Origin of the sequence: Planococcus circulans, from assembly GCF_020023385.1 — a bacterium.
In the GTDB taxonomy this organism is placed as follows: Bacteria; Bacillota; Bacilli; order Bacillales_A; family Planococcaceae; genus Planococcus.
The window spans coordinates 792,234-810,382 of sequence record NZ_JAIQCL010000001.1 but is presented as its reverse complement, the minus strand read 5'-3'; the positions used below and the strand labels follow the sequence as shown (position 1 = coordinate 810,382).

Sequence of the window (18,149 nt, the reverse complement as noted above, 5' to 3'; positions counted from 1 at the left end):
ATCTCACCTTTTGATGTCTTTACCTGAACCGTTCTCCTTCTTACATGAATTTCATGAAAAAATCATATTTTCTATGTGGGCAAAGCCCGGCAACAGAGCGGCATTCCCTATTCCCGGCTGTTCGCCACGCGAACAGCTTCCATTCAAGGGCTTGAACTCCTTAGAACCAGTGAGATCCATGTAGAAATGGAGTAAGTTCAGGTAGCCGCTCTAAAGATTGAGATAGGAACCCCGAAGATGAAGGTACAGCCGTACAACATTCATGTAAATCATTCAACGCGTCACTACATCGATCCAGTTCACGTTCCATGATGCCGGCTTTTCGTAAACGAAAAGCAAAAGTACAGGAAGCATCCCTCACTACCACTCTCATGGGTACAACAGGGGAATTGTGTGGGTGCCAGGCACCCACACAATTCCCGAACAATTCCCTCCACCCAAGCGAAGGCGCGTGTACCATCGCTGCCGAGCGACTCCAGAACCGCTCACTATCTTCCGCCCACAAAAAGAAGTTCGCTAAGTATCCCCACAACACCCAGCTGAGGCGCGTCCACGGGCTAGGCGGAGCTATGAGACGAGTGTTCTTCTCGGCTCATGGCGTGAGCCATGCCCTAAGCGACCGAAGCGGCTTATAGAACCCGGATGAATTGTGTGCGTGCCAGGCACCCAAACAATTCCCGAACAATTCCCTCCACCCAAGCGAAGGCGCGTGCACCATCGCGGGAGTCCATTCCAGAGCACCAACGCGACTTATCGAACCCTCAAAAACTCTCACACACCCCCAACCCAAAACCAATTTCACTAAATCCTGTAATCATGATATGATAGTTTAGTTAATGCTTAAGAATAAAAGGAGAACATGTCTATGAAAATTGCGGTATTATTGCCTTGCTACAACGAAGAAATGACGATCGGCAAAGTGATCGACGACTTTAAACGAGAACTTCCAGAATCGACAATATACGTCTACGACAACAACTCGAAAGACAAAACCACCGAAGTGGCTTTGGCCCACGGTGCAGTCGTGCGCCAGGAACCGCGCCAAGGAAAAGGGAACGTCGTGCGTTCGATGTTCCGTGAAATCGATGCGGACGTCTACGTCATGGCCGACGGCGACGATACATACCCGGCGGAATTCGTCCATAACATCATCAAGCCCGTGATCGATGGGGAAGCCAATCTGGTCATCGGTGACCGCCTGTCCAACGGCACGTATTTCAATGAAAACAAACGGAAATTCCACGGGTTCGGCAACACCCTTGTCAAAAACCTGATCAACCGTCTGTACAAGAGCAACATCAACGACATCATGACCGGCTATCGCGCGTTTGACCGCTTGTTCGTCAAATCGCTTCCGGTCACAAGCCCGGGCTTTGAAATCGAAACCGAGATGAGCATCCATGCGCTGGACAATAAATTCCTCATCAAGGAAGTCGCCATCGATTACCGCGACCGCCCGGAAGGCAGCGAATCAAAACTCAACACCATCCAAGACGGCATCAAAGTGTTGCGCATGATCTTCACGCTTTTCAAAGACTACAAGCCTTTATTGTTTTTCTCATGCTGGGCAGTCCTGTTCTTTATCCTGGGTCTCGCTGCAGGAATTCCTGTCATCGTTGAATACATTCAAATCGACTTTGTAACGCGCATCCCATCCGCCATCCTGGCAGTCGGCTTAATGATGCTGTCCACTTTGGCATTTGCCTGCGGACTTATCCTCGACACAGTCGCCGGCACGCACCGGAAACAATTTGAACTTGAATTGATCCGCATCAGTGACCGGATAAAAGGTGATAAAACTCTATGAAAAAAACGTACCTACTGGGTGCTGCATATTTTGTTGCAGCACTTTTCCTTGCATTTACAGCCATTTTTTATTTCCAACCGATCCGAAACGCGCATCCGGTACTGATCGGTGCCGTGACGCTCGTGCTGTTCGGACTGCTTTTTTACAGCCGTTCGTTCGTCCAAACCGTCAAAAATTGGCCGCGCGGCAAAAAAATCAGCCTGGCTATTTTCATGCCGTTGTTCACCGTTCTCGCAGGGCTCAGTCTGCTCGGCAACCAGGAATACCTGGCCGATAACCATTGGCTGATCAAAGTCTCCGTGTATATCGGCTTATTCCTGACCATCGCACTGATCGTCATTTCCATCATCAAACTCCTGCTCAGCATCCGGATGCCGGAAGGCGAACAGAAAGTGTCGCCGCTCTACGTGCTGCTTTACATGCTGCCGATGCTCGGCGCTTCGCTTGTAATGTTCATCGCTTTCTATCCTGCCGCGATGACGCCGGATTCCCTGTCGCAATGGGAACAATCCGAAACCCGAGAGTTCACCAACTGGCATCCCGTGATGTTCACGTGGCTCATCATGTTCCTGAGACAAATCTGGGACAGCCCGGGCATCATCGCTTTATTCCAAATCTTCGCCTTAGCGTTGACGATGGGGTATATGGGCTACCTGATGAAACGTTTCAAGGTCAATTCGTGGATCATTTGGGCCGTGCTGCTTGCCGCCGCCATCGTTCCGGTCAATTCGATCATGTCGATCATCATCTGGAAAGACGTTCTCTACAGCGTTTCTTTATTATTTTTCTCATTATTGATCTTACTGCTCGTCAAAACAAAAGGACTGGAGACAAAGAAAGTTTCCTTCGTTCTGTTATTCCTTTTAGGGTCGTTCATGCTGGTATTCTTCCGGCACAACGGTTTCCCGGTATTCGTCATCACCATGATTGCGGCGCTCATCATGTACCGCCGCATGTGGAAGCAGCTGCTTCCGATGACGCTCGGCATCATCATCATCCATCAAATCATCACCGGTCCGGTGTATACGTCGCTCGACGTCGTGCCGTCCGATCCGCAGGAAGCACTCAGCATTCCGACCCAGCAGATCGCCAACATCGTCACCAAAGACGGCGACATGACCGAGGAGCAGCGGGAATACATCAACCGCCTGATGCCGCTCGAGCTGTGGCCGGAGAAATACAATCCGTCCAGCGTCGATCCGATCAAGTTTTCATGGGGCGAATATGACCGCTTTGTGATCTACGACGATCCGAAGCTCTACGCCAAGCATTGGGCGCAGCTGGTCATGCAAAATCCCGGCCTTGCCATCGAAGCCTTTCTCGATGAAACTTCCTTGGTCTGGCAGATGCGCCTGGAAGAAGACGGCCACATGAACCGTTTCGTCACCAACATCTACCATGGCAATGAATTCAAATTGCTCAATACCGTCATTTATCCAAAAGTCACGTACGGCGCCCAGCTTTATTTGAAAGTCGATACGGAAGCGGAGGAATTCCTCTGGCGTCCGGCTGTCTACCTGTTCCTGATCACACTGTTCATCTATGTCGCTTATCTGCGCAATAACTGGCGCATCTGGCTGATCCTTCTGCCGATCGCCTTGAACACGGCAGCGGTCATGGCTACGATGCCGGCCCAGGATTTCCGTTACTTGTTCAACACATCGCTGTTCATGTATGCGGCTTTCCTGATCAGCCTCATCAATTTCGGTCCAAAAGGTGGACATCTTCGTGAATAAGCCAGAAAAAACGGCACCCATCGGCATCCTGCTGATGATCCTTGCCGCCGTTTCGACGGCGACCGGCCAATTGCTGTGGAAAATGTCCGACGCCATCCTGGATTTGCACATGCTCGGCGGCTTCATGCTGTACGGTATGGGCGCAGTCCTGATGACCGCGGCTTTCCGTTTCGGCAAACTGTCCGTGCTGCATCCCTTGCTCAGCCTGGGCTACGTCATCGCCATCTTTTACGGAGCCTTGTTTCTGAATGAAGCCATCACGTTCAATATCTCGATCGGCACCTTGCTGATTTTGATCGGCGTCATCGTTATAGGGGGTGACAGCGATTAACATTCTCTTGATTTTATTGCTGGTCATCATGACCTGGGTAGGCGCATTCGGCGGCTACTTCCTGAAAAAAGCATCATCCTTCAATATCAACATGGAACGCAAAGCTTTCATGCTGCGCCTGCTGTTCGGGGTGTTCCTCTACGGCGTCAGCGCCATCCTGAACATCGTCGCGTTGAAGTTCCTGCCCTATACGGTCGTCTTCCCATTGACGGCGATCACGTATATCTGGACCATGCTCATATCGTATTTCCTATTAAAAGAACGCATCGGCACCCGCAAAGTCGTGGGCGTCCTGCTGATCGTCACCGGCGCATTTGTGCTGGTCGGCTAATAAGCAAAAGCTGCAGAAAGACTCGGATTGACGAGCTTTCTGCAGCTTTTTTTGAATTGTGCGGGTGCCTGGCACCGCACAACTTACAACTTATTCGGGTTCTAGAAGTCGCATTGGTGCTCTGGAATGGACTCCCGCGCTAAGCCGAGCAGCTGAAGTGCGCTCTACCAGTCTTACCGCTCCGTCCACTCCGGAACGCACCTGCCGCTGGGTGTCGGGGAATATAACAGCAAACTTACTGATGCGTGGTGTAGGAAGAAGGTGAGTGGTTCTGCAATCGCCTTCGCTTAGAGAGAAAAAATGATTCGGGTTGTCTAAGTGGAGCACGGTGAATTGAGGTAAGGATGGGGATTGTTCATGTAAAGGAGCAAAAGATTCAGCTATACCTATGAAGAGTTCAGGTAGCCGCTCTAAGCGTTCAGCTAAAAGTCTCAAATATTCAGTTAGAACTCCCGAAAGCGCAGCTGCTTTGCGGAGTATCGGTTCATATAAAATACTTCTTCAACTTCATGCAACCATGACTCGTTTCCTTCAAATACCCCACTTAATTTATCTCCACTATCCTCCATCTTACCCCCAGAAGAAACACATGCACAACGAACCACTCCTCAGGACCTAAAGAATCATACAAGCTTTCAGAAATAAACGTAAAAGAACAAAAAAATATAAAATATTTTCCATTTAACTATATACTCACTACTAGTTAGACAAAAAATATATCTAAAGACTGGTAAATATTAAGATTTATGATGCAAAATATCCAATAACATTGTATACTAATTAAATATTTAGAAAATAACGTCTTTTAACCTACATTTAACTTTAAGATTCTAATATAGAAGCAATAACTGGTACAAAAGACGTGTCGAGTAGGTAGATAAAACCACTCAGCTCGTCCCGGAATCACCTAATCGAGCAAGGGAGGCGGACAGCTATGAGCGCCAAAACTATATTGATCACCGGTGGCCACGGATTTATCGGTTCCAATATGATCCACTACTACTTAAATAAGTACCCGGATTATCAAATCGTTAATATCGATTATAACACCGAAGCCGCTAATCCGGGAAACATGCATTGCCCGAATCAGAAAAACCGCTATGCCTTTCACCGCGTCGATATCCGAAATGTCTATGCCATCAATCATTTGTTCGAGCATTACGACATCACCGATATCATCCATTTCGCAGCGGAAACGCGCAGCAGGGAAAACGTCGGAGAAATTCGACTCTACGAGCAGACCAATGTGCTTGGCACGATGAACCTGTTGTACGCCGCACAAAGTGCGTGGATGGACGCTGCGCATCAGCCGAAGCCAGCCTATAAAACCGCGCGTTTCCATCACATTTCCTTGATGGACTCGGGACATAACACGCTGTATACCCTGAGTAAAACCAACGCCGATGAGATGATCCAAAGCTTCCATGAAAAATACGGGTTGAACGTCGTTACGACCGCAAGTCCGGAAATCTTCGGGCCGATGCAGCAGGATGATGCACTCGTTCCTCTTTCAATCCAGCAAGCGCTGGACGGCAAGCTGGAAATCCTGGAAACGGATGGGAAAGAGCGGGACTGGCTGTTTGTCAGCGATTTATGCGAGGCAATCGACACCGTCTTCCATTTAGGCGACGCGGGGAAACGATACGAAACAGGCTCCATTGCACGCTTATCGGACAAGGCGATTGTCCAGCAGGTCAATGCCTTATCGAATGGAGATTTCCCGGGAAATAGCCTGGATACAGCAGGTGTCGGACAAACGGATGTGCCTATCCAATCCACAACAGCTTCCACCCATCAAAGCCAGATCCCAGGATTTGAACCAGCTATTCCGTTTCAAACCGGGTTGTCGATTACGCGTGACTGGTACACCGAAAAATACAAATATGCAGACTTGGCCAAAAAACAATAGTAGACATTCCATCAGATGAGGTGTTTTCATGATTACATTCAGCAGCGACAATTTCTTCAACTTTGAAAGACGGACACAGCCGATCCAATCGATTGCGCTCATCCATAAGAACATGAAAGTAGGGGGCGTGGAAATGCTGGTGGTCCGCATGGTCAAATGGCTCAGCGCCCGCGGCTATCATGTGACGCTTTTCCTGTTCAGCAGCGGGGGGCCTCTGCTGCGAGAGCTCGAGTCAGTCAAAGGCGTGACCATCGTCGTTGATGAAGATCCGAAAGATCCTTCAGTCAATCTTTGGCTACTTACCAAAATGCTGAGTATGCGCCTCGACAAACAATTCGACCTGGTTTATTCGTTTGGGCCGATGTCGTTCCTATTGTCATATCTATTGCCTGCGACAAAGCGGATGTCCGGCGTCTACCATCCGGAAAGCTACAAGCAGGAGCGCATGGGGGGAGTCGTCAAAACTTTGAAATTGATCGATCCGAACTTCTATAAAAAACTACTGTTTATGAATCCTTCCATTAAAAAAATGACAGAAGAAGCCATTGGTGCGCCATTGGACAATGCAATCTTTCCGATGCCGCTCGATTTTTGCGGTCCAACCAAAAGCTTATGCAACTTCAACTCGCGGCGCATCGTCTCTATAGGGCAACTGGCGCATTTCCGCACTTATAATTATTATATGGTCGACATCATGGAAAAGCTGATCAAGATCGATCCGGAATTTACCTATCACATCTACGGAACAGGGCAAGGCGAAGACGACCTGCGCAATAAAATCGCCGAATCTCCTGCACGCGACCATATTTTCATGCATGGGGCGTTCACCTATGCGGACAAAAAACGGGCTTTGCAGGATACGTTTTGTTTTGTCGGCATGGGGGTTCCGTTGATTGAAGCATCAGGCTGCGGCATTCCGGGCATTACAGCCAAGATCAACGATTGGGACGGAGTAACAGAAGGCTTTCTCCATCAATTGCCGCCATACGAAAGCGGCGATTCGTTCTCGAAAAACAGCGAGTTGTTCAGTGTCCAGGCGCAAATCGAGAAATTGCTGTCGAGTGAAAAAGAGTACCAGAAAATCTCCAAATGGGATCGCATCAAAGCGCGTGAATTTGAAAGCGATCACGTGATGGAGAACTTCATCAAAGAAGCGGAGACCAAGCGGTATACGTTCCGGTTGCATTGAGAAAGACATCGCAACCTTGAAGTCTGAGTTGACTGAAAGTTTAAACGATAAAAGTAAGTAGTTCAAATATCAAGAATTTACAAACGAAAACATGACATATAGACTAGTAATGAAGACCTGGAAGCCTTATAATGTAAATATAAGAAGAGAAAAGATGCGCAAGACCTATATAAACCAGTGGGAAGTGAGGTGAAGGGCTTATGACGAAGTATGACGCTTATAGAGAAGAAATAGAGCAGCGGCATAACAAAGCCTTGGTGGAAGTCATGAAGGACCTCTATATCAAGGACAATGTGGGCCCCTCTGTTGGTGCCAAACAGCTTGGCATGCCGAGACAGGCCTTTGTGTATTTTGTTCGTGAATACGATCTAAAGAAACTCAAGTTCGGCGATTCTAAAAAAAAAATGATGATTTTGCCGATGCGCCAGATGATCCAGTAAACTGAATCTTCAACTCTTGCCCGCTCCTGAACGACAGGAGCGGGCTTTTGTGTGGGAAAAAGCAGAGAGGTGGAAAGAAATCGCTACAGGTGGACGCTTTCGGGCCCGCAGGATGCGGGTCATGCAGCTGGCGCGACAGGACGTCGCGGTGCCAGCTGCCGGGGGTGAAGCAGGAGTCGCCACCTTCCGCTCCTTCTTTAGGTTTCTTCTCTTGATAAGAGGGGAGAAGGTTAGTGTCCTTGTTCTCTTTGAGGCATGGAGACAGTATGACATCGGGTTGATCAATCGATACTACGGGGGCTTTCGCAGAAACCGAAGTTTCTGCATCATTTCTGTGTTTTAAACTAGAGAGGAGGGTGATGCTCCTTATTGGTAGCTACTTGAAGAATCTTAGCTTGGGAGCACTTCCCTGTATCGGCTGCAAATTGAGGAGCATTTGAGTCCGGCACAGGGACGGAAACGGGTGAACGAGTCACTTGTCACCCTACCTAAGCGAAGGCGTGTGCACCATCACGCCGAGCGATTGCAGAATCACACGCTAACTTTCCACACTCAAAACCAGACAAGTTTGCTGCGAGTCTCACAAAACCAAGCAGCAGGTGCGTCCAGGAGTGGACGGAGCGATAAGACGAGTAGCGTACTTCAGCTACTTGGCTTAGCGCGGGAGTCCATTCCAGAGCACCGAAGCGACTTACAGAAACCCGCCAAAAGCTACCACCAAAGCGACTTATAGAAAATCTCAAAAAATTCTCTACCAAAAGAAAAAGAGCGCCACCCCGAAACGGGGTTGCACTCCTCACTCACCAAAATTACATATTCAAATGCTCTTTCAACGTCGACTGGATCTCCGCCAACTCGGCTTCGTCCATCATGTAATACCAGATGCCATTGATCGTCTCTCCGTAACCATCCTCCACCATTAGCTGATCAACCGTGCCGATCGCGTCGCGGTAGTTCGACTGCACATCCATCATCTCGTCAAACGTCATATTCGTGCGGACATTATCTCCGAGGGCAGTAAAGATGTCCTTATAGTTCAGTAAGCTATTCACAGACGCCCCTTTTTTCATGATGCCCTGGATCACTTGCTTCTGGCGATTCTGTCGGCCAAAGTCGCCTTCCGGATCCTGTTTGCGCATTCTCACATAAGCCAACGCTTCTTCGCCGTTCAACTCGAGCGTTCCTTCGGAAAACTCATCAAACGCCATCGTGTTATTCACTTCAACCCCATCAACTGCATCAACAATGTCCTTAAAGCCTTCCATATTCACTTGCATGACATAATCTATCGGAATGTCCAACAGGTTTTCTACAGTCGCCATCGACATTTCGATGCCGCCGAATGCATACGCGTGGTTGATCTTATCCATCGTGCCGCGTCCCACAATCTCCGTGTACGTGTCACGCGGGATCGACACCATCTTCGTCGATTGTTCCGCTGGATTAACCGTCATCACAACTACCGTATCCGAACGGCCGCGGTCGTCTTCCCGCTCATCGACACCCAGCAGCAAGACTGAAAACGGATCTTCCTGACTCAGGTCGACTGCCTGGTCCGTCGTGCGTTTTTCCGAGGCTTCGCGTTCAATCGGCTCGTGGATTTCTTCCAGTGTGTTCGTGAACGTGCTATATACCGTAAACAGGTAAATCCCGAGGCCGATGACGATCAGTCCAAGAATCCCCACGATCCACGGCCATTTTTTCTTCTTGTTTTTTTTGTCTCTTCTGCTCATCAAGCTTTGCCCCTTTTAGTTGGCGATAAAATACGCCTGTAATTCTTCTGCCCATACCTGTGCGCCTTTGTTGTTCGGTAATCCGTCTTCCGCCAAATATTCCTTCAGCAACTCATCATCTGTATCTGGCCACGCGGACCAGTGATCAATATAAGCATAACCGTTTGTCGACGCAAATTCATTCAATGCGGTCACTTGCGATAAATAATAGCCGGCGCCGTAAATCGGCTGCGGGGGATGGAGGACCACTAGCGCGTCTTCCTTCTCAGCAGTCAGTGCAGCGTCAAACTCTTTGATGTGCTCGCGTTCTTGTTCGATGGCGATGCGGTCGTTGTTCATCAACGTCATCGGCTCAAGCAGAACCACGTCATAGCCTGCCGAAAGATCGACATTCGCCAGGGATTCAGACGTTCCTTCTATAGAAACGATATCCGCCTCGATAAAGTTGCCATACGCTTCCGCTAAAGACGCTTCCAACTGCTCCGCGTAGCCGGGTACACCCGATGCCAACGCTGCAGAACCCGCAATCAGCAGTTTCACGCTTTCATCTTCGCTATTTCGCGCTTCAAAAATCGCCTGAACCTGTAGATCCATATTAGCGGTCAATCCTTCAATGTTCACAGAATCGTCATTTGTTTCGGCTTCCGTTTCTTCTTCTGCTTTATCAGCAGACTGGGCACGCGCTTCCTCCGGTTTATCCAATACATTTTCAAGTTTATCCTGCCAGGTCAAATAGCTGAATACTAATGCAACGACACACACAAATACAGCCAAAACGGCGCCAATTTTATACAATTTCATCGAATACTCCTTTCAAAAAAAATCCATACTTACAAATAAAGATAGCATAAATCATTCTAATAGCCTATAAAACATTTTAAATTTGGAAGTTCTTTCGACTCTTTCCTATGCTATACTATTTTAAGTTGTTTATAAAAGAGACTGGCAAGAATATGCTAATTAAAGGAGATACTTACTACATGGAAGAAACCATCAGCTTACAAGACCTGTTCAAAACCCTAAAAAAACGGGCCGGGTTAATAACACTCATGACGATACTAGCCATCACCATCGCAGGCGTTGTTTCTTTTCTAGTCCTGACCCCGATGTATGAGACATCGACACAGATCCTGGTCAACCAGGAACAGACAGAAGCCAGCCAATTGACGAACCAAAACATCCAAACCGATCTTCAATTGATCAATACATATTCAGTCATCATCAAAAGCCCGGCGATATTAGATGAAGTATCAAGCCAGTTAGGCCTTGATATGTCCGTCGAGCAGCTGAACGAAAAAATCACCGTCGCGACCGCTGAAAACTCGCAAGTGGTCAACGTTACGGTACAAGACGAAGACCCGGCAAAGGCAGTGGAAATCGCCAATAAAACCGCAGAAGTCTTTGAAGGCGAAATCATGGAATTGATGAATGTCGACAACGTGTCGATCTTGTCACCAGCTGTACTGAAAGAAAATCCATCACCGGTCGCACCGAACCCGATGTTGAATATGGCGATTGCCGCAGTAATCGGCTTGATGCTTGGCGTGGGAATCGCGTTCCTGCTTGAATACTTGGATACGTCCATTAAAACGCAACAGGATATAGAAGACATCTTAGGCATTCCGATGCTCGGCATCATTTCTCCTATTAAAGAAGAAGCCAAGTTGGATCAACCAACTGCATCATCTAGAAGAAGGGCGGTGTAACGCTATGGCAAGAAAGAAAAAAGTCCTGCAGGAAACTGCACGTAAACTCATCGCATTCACCACACCCCGCTCGTTCGTAGCGGAACAATTCCGTACCTTGCGCACCAACATCAACTTTTCATCACCGGATGCAGAAATCCGTACGCTTGTCGTCACGTCTGCAGCTCCGTCAGAAGGAAAGTCGACAACGTCGGCCAACCTGGCAGTCGTCTTCGCACAGGAAGGAAAGAAAGTCTTGCTGGTGGACGGCGATATGCGCAAACCGACGACGCATTACACATTCCGTATGGGGAACACGGTTGGATTGTCGAGTGTATTGACGCGCCAAAATTCCATCCAGGAAGTCATCCGCCCAACAGCGGTTGAACGCCTGGATTTGATGACATGCGGTCCGATTCCGCCGAACCCGGCAGAACTGCTCGCTTCCAAGTCAATGACAACATTGATCGAACAACTGAAAGAAATGTATGACCTGATCATCTTCGATGCACCGCCTGTTCTTTCCGTAACCGATGGACAGATTTTGGCGAACAAATGCGAAGGCACGATTCTGGTCGTCAGCTCGGGCAATACCGAAAAAGAAATGGCGCTGAAAGCCAAAGAAGCCATCGAGTCATCCAACAGCCGTCTGATTGGCGCGGTACTGAATAATTACGCTCTGGCAAAAGACAGCTATTATTATCAATATTACGGGAATGCAGAGTAAAAAGGATTTTCCTTTTTACTTTTTTTTAAGCGCACAAGGAGGAACATGAAATGATCGATACGCATGCTCATATCCTGCCCGGTCTAGATGACGGAGCGGAAACGATGGAACAGACAAAACGGATGTTGGAAAAAGCTGTTGACGAACAGCTGACCGGCATCATCGCCACACCACACGCCTTTCACCCGAACTTCCAAACAAACCTCGCAGCATTAAAAAAGCAATTGGAGCTGGTCAATAGCTATATCGCACAAGAACAGCTGCCGATTAAAATCTACAGCGGCCAGGAATGCCGCCTGAGCGAAAAGCTGCCGGAAAAGCTGCTGGCAAAAGAAGCGTTGACGATGGCAGGATCTCGTTATGTTCTGCTCGAGCTTCCGTCATCCGGCATACCAGCTTACACCGTACCGATCATCCAGCAATTGATCACCAATAATTACGTGCCGATCATCGCCCACGCTGAGCGCAACCAAGGCATCATCGAAAAGCCGGAACGTTTAAAGAAACTCTTACTCCACGGAGCAATGGCGCAAGTCACTGCGGGATCCGTTGCCGGAAGTTTCGGCAAAGCCATTCAGCGTACTGCCATGACCCTGATCGACGCCAACTTGATCCATGTCTATGGATCGGATGTCCACAGCCTGGACAAACGGCCATTCCTGTTCAATGAAGGCCTCGATTACCTGGAGAAAAAGAAGCAGCATGACATGGTCGATATTTTTCTGGAAAACAACGAACGCATCCTGTTGGATAATCATCTGCATGTGCTGGAACCTGATGACATTCAAAAAGGGAAATGGTGGAATATATTTGCTTAATAAATAATAAAAAAGTATTAATTTGTTTTAAAAATCCTATCATTTCCATTTCAACCTATGTTAGAGTTAGATAAGATTTTTACAAAGCTATGTATATAGTACTGGGTATTGAAAGGATTGACTGCTTTGTCGTTGAAAAACCGTGTGTCTTTATTACTGATTGTTGACTCATTAATTGTATTTTTCTCTATATTCGTTGGTTATTATGTGCTTTACCCTTATGAAGCTGTTCTTCAGAACCAATTCCTGATGGCGAGTGCGCTGACGATTTTCGTCGCCCACCATGCGTTGGCGATGTATTACGGCTTGTATCGCAAAGTTTGGGAGTACGCTTCGATCGGAGAACTGACTTCCATTTTCAAAGCGGTCAGCTGGTCCATCGTCGTGATTGGTCTAGTCCAATACATGTACAGAGGCGATGTGCTCTTCCGCGCTCTAGCGATTACGTGGATGCTGCATCTTATCTTAATCGGCGGATCGCGCTTGTCATGGCGGCTGTTCCGAGACAACAAGATGAAACCCAAAAGTTCAGAACTGAAACGAACTTTAGTAGTAGGTGCCGGGAAAGCAGGCAGCTTAGTGGCTCGCCAATTGCTGGCTAATCCCGAAAACGGCCTGTTGCCGGTATTATATGTCGATGACGATAAGAACAAACAAGGCCTTGATATTTACGGTGTCCGGGTCGTCCACGGCAACACGAAAGACGTTGCGGAAATCGCTAAGGATAATCTGATCGATACCATCATCATCGCCATTCCTTCACTCGGTAAGCAGGAAACCGCCGAACTGATCAAGACTTGTATGGACTCCGGAGTTCGGACACAGACGATTCCGCTCATTGAAGACATCATGACAGGGAAAGTGTCCGTGACGGATATCCAGGACGTGAAGATCGAAGACCTGTTGGGTCGTGATGAAGTGAAGCTCGATATGAACAAGATTGCGAACCAGTTGACCAGTAAAACGATTTTGGTAACAGGGGCAGGTGGTTCGATCGGCTCTGAAATTTCACGCCAAATTGCGCGTTTTGGTCCGAAGAAGCTCCTGCTTTTAGGCCACGGCGAAAATTCGATTTACTTGATCGACATGGAGCTTCGTCAAAAACTCTCACCTGATACAGAAATTATCCCGATTATCGCAGACGTCCAAGACCGCGAACGCATCTTGGAAATCATGAAGACCTATAAACCAGATGTTGTCTACCATGCAGCGGCGCATAAGCATGTACCGTTGATGGAAGGGAACCCGATGGAAGCGGTCAAGAACAATGTCTATGGTACGAAGAACGTTGCAGAAGCTGCGCATTTGAGCGGAGTAGGCAATTTCGTTATGGTCTCGACCGATAAAGCGGTGAACCCGCCGAACATCATGGGGGCGACGAAACGTTTTGCGGAAATGATCGTCCAAAACTTGGCGAAGCGCAGCGACACAAAATTCGCGGCTGTTCGCTTTGGTAACGTACTCGGTTCCCGGGGGTCGGTTATTCCACTGTTCAAGAAACAAATCGCGGCTGGTGGTCCGGTTACGGTGACTGATCCACGAATGACTCGTTATTTCATGACGATTCCAGAAGCATCACGTCTTGTTATTCAGGCAGGAACATTGGCTGAAGGTGGAGAAGTATTCGTTTTGGATATGGGAGAGCCTGTGAAGATTGTCGATTTGGCACAGAACCTGATCCGCTTGTCCGGTTATTCAGAAGGCGAGATTGGCATCAATTTTTCTGGAATTCGTCCTGGGGAGAAGTTGTTTGAAGAGTTATTGAATGATAATGAGATCCAAACCGAGCAGGTTTTTCCGAAGATTTATATCGGGAAGGCGAACCCGATTAGTGAGGGTGAGTTGATTTATCTTTTGGATAAGCTGCCTGATATGCGGGATGATGAGGTTAAGGATGTTTTGATAGAGTTAGCTAATCGAAAGAATGCAGTTATTTCAAATGTTAAAGTAGGGAATAAATAATTGCTTTGAAAGACAAATCATAATATATAAAGAAACTGGTTTAAAGACAAAAATTGTATGGAAGTTATTTTCTTGCTAAATGACAATTTTAGATTTTGATGAGAAAATATGAGGTTTCAAACTGCCAGCAAGGAAGTACCGAAAACGGCAAGCAAAGCTGTTAAGAGTGAAATGTCGTACTTAAATTGACAAACTGTCATATATAAAGAGGATAAATTATGAAAAAAAAATTCAGTACGTATTTAATTGGTAATATATTTTTCGGATTATCTCAATGGATTACAGTTATAATTTTAGCGAAAACAGTCTCGATTAGTGATGTAGGATTATATTCATTAGCTTTAGCTTATTCCGGTCCTATATTGATGTTATTTAGTTGGGGATTAAAGACGATATATATTACGAATGAAAATTCAAAAAGAGAAACATTTTTATTGAATAGATTAATAATGATATTTTGTTTCATGATATTAATAATGATTATTCTATTAATTAAAGAATTTAATCATTCAGAGTTTTATTTGATACTTACCATTGCTTTTATAAAAGGCGTAGAATCGCTACAAGAAATTTTATTTGCATTTCGTCAAAAAAAAATGGAACATCAGATTATTGGAAGAATAAAGATTTTCCAATCAATAGGTTCAATCTTAATAGTTAGTTTGTTGTTCATTAAAGTTTTCAACCCCCTTTTTATTTTTCTTTTAGTGCTAGTTTTTACAATTATATTAGCACTGAAAGAATTACTGAGTCTTGGTTTGATTAAACTAAAATTGTATAAAGGAATAAAAATTACTTCTATATTCTCACTTTCACTGGCTGGTATATCTTTGGGTATCACACTTGCAATTTCTTCTATGAATACTAACATACCCAGATTTTACTTAGAAATAACAAATGGTATTCAAGAGCTTGGCTTCTTTTCTTCTCTGATGTTTTTTTATTCTGCTGGAAACACGATTTTGTTTTCAATAAGCGGTTTTCTATTGCCTATAGTAGTTAAAAATATGAAGAATTTAAAATATATAAAAAAAATTTATTTGAAAATTAGTATAGTATTTTGGATTACAGCAATTTTCGGTTGGATTCTTTTATTGCTTTTTGGAGATGTAATTCTTAGCAAAGTTTATACTTCTGAATTCGTTTCTTATCACATGGAGTTTTTAATAATTATGGGAGGAGCTATATTAACTTATTATGTGATACTGATAGACGTTATATTTAGTGCTTGGAAGAAATTTAACAATCTTCTATATATTCAAATCGGCACTATTACCATCATTAGTATAGCAAGTTATGTTTTGATTCCTAATTTTAGTACATTAGGCGCTGCTATATCATTTTTGATAGGAATTGTTTTTCAGTTTGTAATTAAATGTTCATTTTTAATAAAGTTGATGAATTATGTTCAGTACAATAATTTAAAGAATAGTGGTGGAGAGAATGTTTAAAAAGTATAGAAAAGTAATTTTATTATTTAGTTATATATTTAAGCCTTTACCAAATTTTTTTTTAAAAATTTTGTGGGACTCCTCGGGAAATTATAGTGGGAATTTGAGTGTGGCACTACGATACTGCGTACTCAAGAATTTGGCCAAAGAATGTGGAGGTAATGTTTATATTGGAAAATATGTTACAATAAAAAATTTCGAAAAGTTAATAATAGGTGAAAATGTTAGTATTCATGATTTTTCATATATTGAAGCTAAAGGTGGTTTAACGATAGGGGATAACGTTTCAATCGCTCATAATTCAAGTATATTAACATCTTCTCACACGTGGGATAATACAGGACTTCCTATTAAATACAATGTAGTTACATCTTCTCCCGTTATAATACATGAAGATGTTTGGATTGGTTGTGGAGTTCGGATTTTAAATGGAGTCACTATAAATAGTCGATCAGTTGTAGCGGCAGGATCAATAGTAAATAAAAACATTGAAGCAAATTCGTTAGTTGCAGGAGTTCCAATAAAAAAAATAAAAGATATTTAATTTGTACTTGTCTTATGTCAAAAAAAAAAAACGTAGTTTAAATTCATAATAATTCTAATGCAATTTTGAGAATATTTATCCTTGAAATATTTGCTATATGAATTGTTTTTTATATAGGCTAAAAATTTTACTATAAAATTAAAAGGAGTTAATTAGATTGCGGAATATATTTAACTTATGATTAAAACTTTCCCTATTAGAAGGAGTGCTTTATTAAGATGTTATTGATTTTCATAGTAGTTATTTTTCAAGCGCTCATAACGTTTATCATTAAGAATTTTATTATTATTAATGATATATATAGTCTTTTATTAGTTGCGATACTTTTTTTTACAGTATCGGTTTATTTGCTAAAAAATTATTCGGGAAAGTGGATTTTTCTGATTTATATAGGATTTTGTTTGAGAATAGTTATTCTTTTAATAGATATTTATGTTCCATTTATACCTATATTTGGAAGTGGAGCTGACACTGAATATTTCCATACAGCTTCCTTAAAAATTGCTAATGGAGAAATGTCATTATCTGAAGGTAGAACTTTTTATGTGACTCTATTGTCGGGTTTCTATTATTTTTTTGGAGATCAACGCATTTTAGCTCAATTTCTAAATATTGTTCTTTGGATTTTCTCAGCTATTTATTTATTAAAAACCTTACGGATTTTTAACGTAAATGAAACGCTTATTTTTTGGTCATTAGTAATCTTTACTTTTGCTCCAAATTTAATGTTTATGACAAGTATTCTTTTGAGAGAATCAATAATTATATTTTTTCTTATGTTATCTTTGTATAATTTCTTTACATGGATGAATAAAAAGAACTTTTTGAGTTTCTTGTTTGCAATAATATTTATTTTATTTTCCATGCTTTTTCATGCTGGGATGATTGGTGTGTTATTGTCCTATTTAGTCATATTGATTTTCTTGCAATCTAAAAAGGGTATAAAAAATAAAAAACTCTATTTATTTTTCTTTATTATTATTTTTTTGTTTTTGTTATTAAATGATGATTTATTTTTATCAAAATTTCTTAGCCTTCAAGAGGATGGGGTAGAAAATTTAGACGTTACGAATAGCGGAGGATCGGCTTACTTACAAAGCTTTAATCATTTAAATGGTTGGCTTGTATTCCTCTTAACTCCTCTCAAGATGATATTTTTCCTTTTTTCTCCACTTCCCTTTAACTGGCGTGGCATGAGTGATTTAATAAGTTTTGGCTTTGATTCCGTCATATATATTTTCTTAGCAATAATGATATTAACTTATATAAAGAAAAGTTCCTTAGAAAAGAAAGTTAAAGTTTCACTAGTAATACTATTATTCATCAGTATATTTGTATTTTCATATGGAACAGGCAATGCAGGAACTGCTATGAGACATAGAACAAAGTTAATACCATTATTTATTGTTGCTTGGGCTATGCTTTCCCATAGAACATATTCTAAACGAAATAAGAAGACTTCTTTATAATTTAGTTTACATCCTTG

The 18,149-nt window shown here is 44.0% G+C and carries 16 protein-coding genes; 14 read left to right on the top strand and 2 right to left on the bottom strand.

Annotation, left to right across the window (positions count from 1 at the left end):
• Positions 1-865: 865 nt before the first annotated feature.
• The 7 genes from K8U60_RS03950 (at position 866) to K8U60_RS03920 (ending at position 7,743) form a co-directional block, all read left to right on the top strand.
• A complete protein-coding gene (locus tag K8U60_RS03950) occupies positions 866-1,807 on the top strand; it encodes a glycosyltransferase family 2 protein (protein WP_223634689.1) in 942 nt (313 codons plus the stop codon).
• Positions 1,804-3,543: a DUF6020 family protein gene (locus tag K8U60_RS03945; protein WP_223634686.1), complete on the top strand. Its 1,740-nt coding sequence runs from the start codon at positions 1,804-1,806 to the stop codon at positions 3,541-3,543. Before K8U60_RS03950 ends, K8U60_RS03945 begins: the two co-directional genes overlap by 4 nt.
• A complete protein-coding gene (locus K8U60_RS03940) occupies positions 3,536-3,874 on the top strand; it encodes an EamA/RhaT family transporter (RefSeq protein WP_223634683.1) in 339 nt (112 codons plus the stop codon). The genes K8U60_RS03945 and K8U60_RS03940 overlap by 8 nt, the downstream gene beginning before the upstream one ends.
• The gene (locus K8U60_RS03935) at positions 3,861-4,205 is read left to right on the top strand and encodes an EamA family transporter (protein ID WP_223634680.1); all 345 of its coding nucleotides are present in this window, start codon (positions 3,861-3,863) and stop codon (positions 4,203-4,205) included. The genes K8U60_RS03940 and K8U60_RS03935 overlap by 14 nt, the downstream gene beginning before the upstream one ends.
• 934 nt (positions 4,206-5,139) lie before the next feature.
• Complete coding sequence (locus K8U60_RS03930) at positions 5,140-6,114, top strand: GDP-mannose 4,6-dehydratase (protein WP_223634678.1); 975 nt, start codon at positions 5,140-5,142, stop codon at positions 6,112-6,114.
• 28 nt (positions 6,115-6,142) lie between these two features.
• Positions 6,143-7,303: a glycosyltransferase gene (locus tag K8U60_RS03925; protein ID WP_223634675.1), complete on the top strand. Its 1,161-nt coding sequence runs from the start codon at positions 6,143-6,145 to the stop codon at positions 7,301-7,303.
• A 200-nt stretch (positions 7,304-7,503) separates the two neighbouring features.
• On the top strand, positions 7,504-7,743 hold the full coding sequence (locus K8U60_RS03920; RefSeq protein ID WP_223634673.1) for a hypothetical protein: 240 nt from the start codon (positions 7,504-7,506) through the stop codon (positions 7,741-7,743).
• Positions 7,744-8,552: 809 nt separating this feature from the next.
• Here the strand turns inward: K8U60_RS03920 and tagU are convergent.
• Together tagU and K8U60_RS03910 are read right to left on the bottom strand one after the other, a co-directional pair.
• Entirely contained in the window at positions 8,553-9,476 is a 924-nt protein-coding gene (gene tagU, locus K8U60_RS03915) for a polyisoprenyl-teichoic acid--peptidoglycan teichoic acid transferase TagU (protein ID WP_223634671.1), read from the bottom strand.
• A 15-nt stretch (positions 9,477-9,491) separates the two neighbouring features.
• Complete coding sequence (locus tag K8U60_RS03910) at positions 9,492-10,277, bottom strand: SGNH/GDSL hydrolase family protein (RefSeq protein WP_223634669.1); 786 nt, start codon at positions 10,275-10,277, stop codon at positions 9,492-9,494.
• 179 nt (positions 10,278-10,456) lie between these two features.
• Between K8U60_RS03910 and K8U60_RS03905 the strand changes: the two genes are divergently transcribed.
• The 7 genes from K8U60_RS03905 to K8U60_RS03875 all read left to right on the top strand — a co-directional run bounded on the left by K8U60_RS03905 (position 10,457) and on the right by K8U60_RS03875 (position 18,132).
• Complete coding sequence (locus K8U60_RS03905) at positions 10,457-11,182, top strand: YveK family protein (protein WP_223634667.1); 726 nt, start codon at positions 10,457-10,459, stop codon at positions 11,180-11,182.
• A gap of 4 nt (positions 11,183-11,186) precedes the next feature.
• The gene (locus K8U60_RS03900) at positions 11,187-11,888 is read left to right on the top strand and encodes a CpsD/CapB family tyrosine-protein kinase (protein WP_223634665.1); all 702 of its coding nucleotides are present in this window, start codon (positions 11,187-11,189) and stop codon (positions 11,886-11,888) included.
• Positions 11,889-11,938: 50 nt separating this feature from the next.
• Complete coding sequence (locus K8U60_RS03895; RefSeq protein WP_223634663.1) at positions 11,939-12,706, top strand: tyrosine-protein phosphatase; 768 nt, start codon at positions 11,939-11,941, stop codon at positions 12,704-12,706.
• A gap of 126 nt (positions 12,707-12,832) precedes the next feature.
• On the top strand, positions 12,833-14,668 hold the full coding sequence (locus K8U60_RS03890) for a polysaccharide biosynthesis protein (protein ID WP_317851898.1): 1,836 nt from the start codon (positions 12,833-12,835) through the stop codon (positions 14,666-14,668).
• 218 nt (positions 14,669-14,886) lie between these two features.
• Positions 14,887-16,119, top strand: a complete 1,233-nt coding sequence (locus K8U60_RS03885; protein ID WP_223634660.1) for a lipopolysaccharide biosynthesis protein — start codon at positions 14,887-14,889, stop codon at positions 16,117-16,119.
• Positions 16,112-16,663, top strand: coding sequence for an acyltransferase (locus tag K8U60_RS03880; RefSeq protein ID WP_223634657.1), 552 nt, complete (start codon positions 16,112-16,114; stop codon positions 16,661-16,663). Before K8U60_RS03885 ends, K8U60_RS03880 begins: the two co-directional genes overlap by 8 nt.
• A gap of 218 nt (positions 16,664-16,881) precedes the next feature.
• Entirely contained in the window at positions 16,882-18,132 is a 1,251-nt protein-coding gene (locus K8U60_RS03875; protein WP_223634656.1) for a hypothetical protein, read from the top strand.
• The last annotated feature ends 17 nt before the right edge of the window (positions 18,133-18,149 follow it).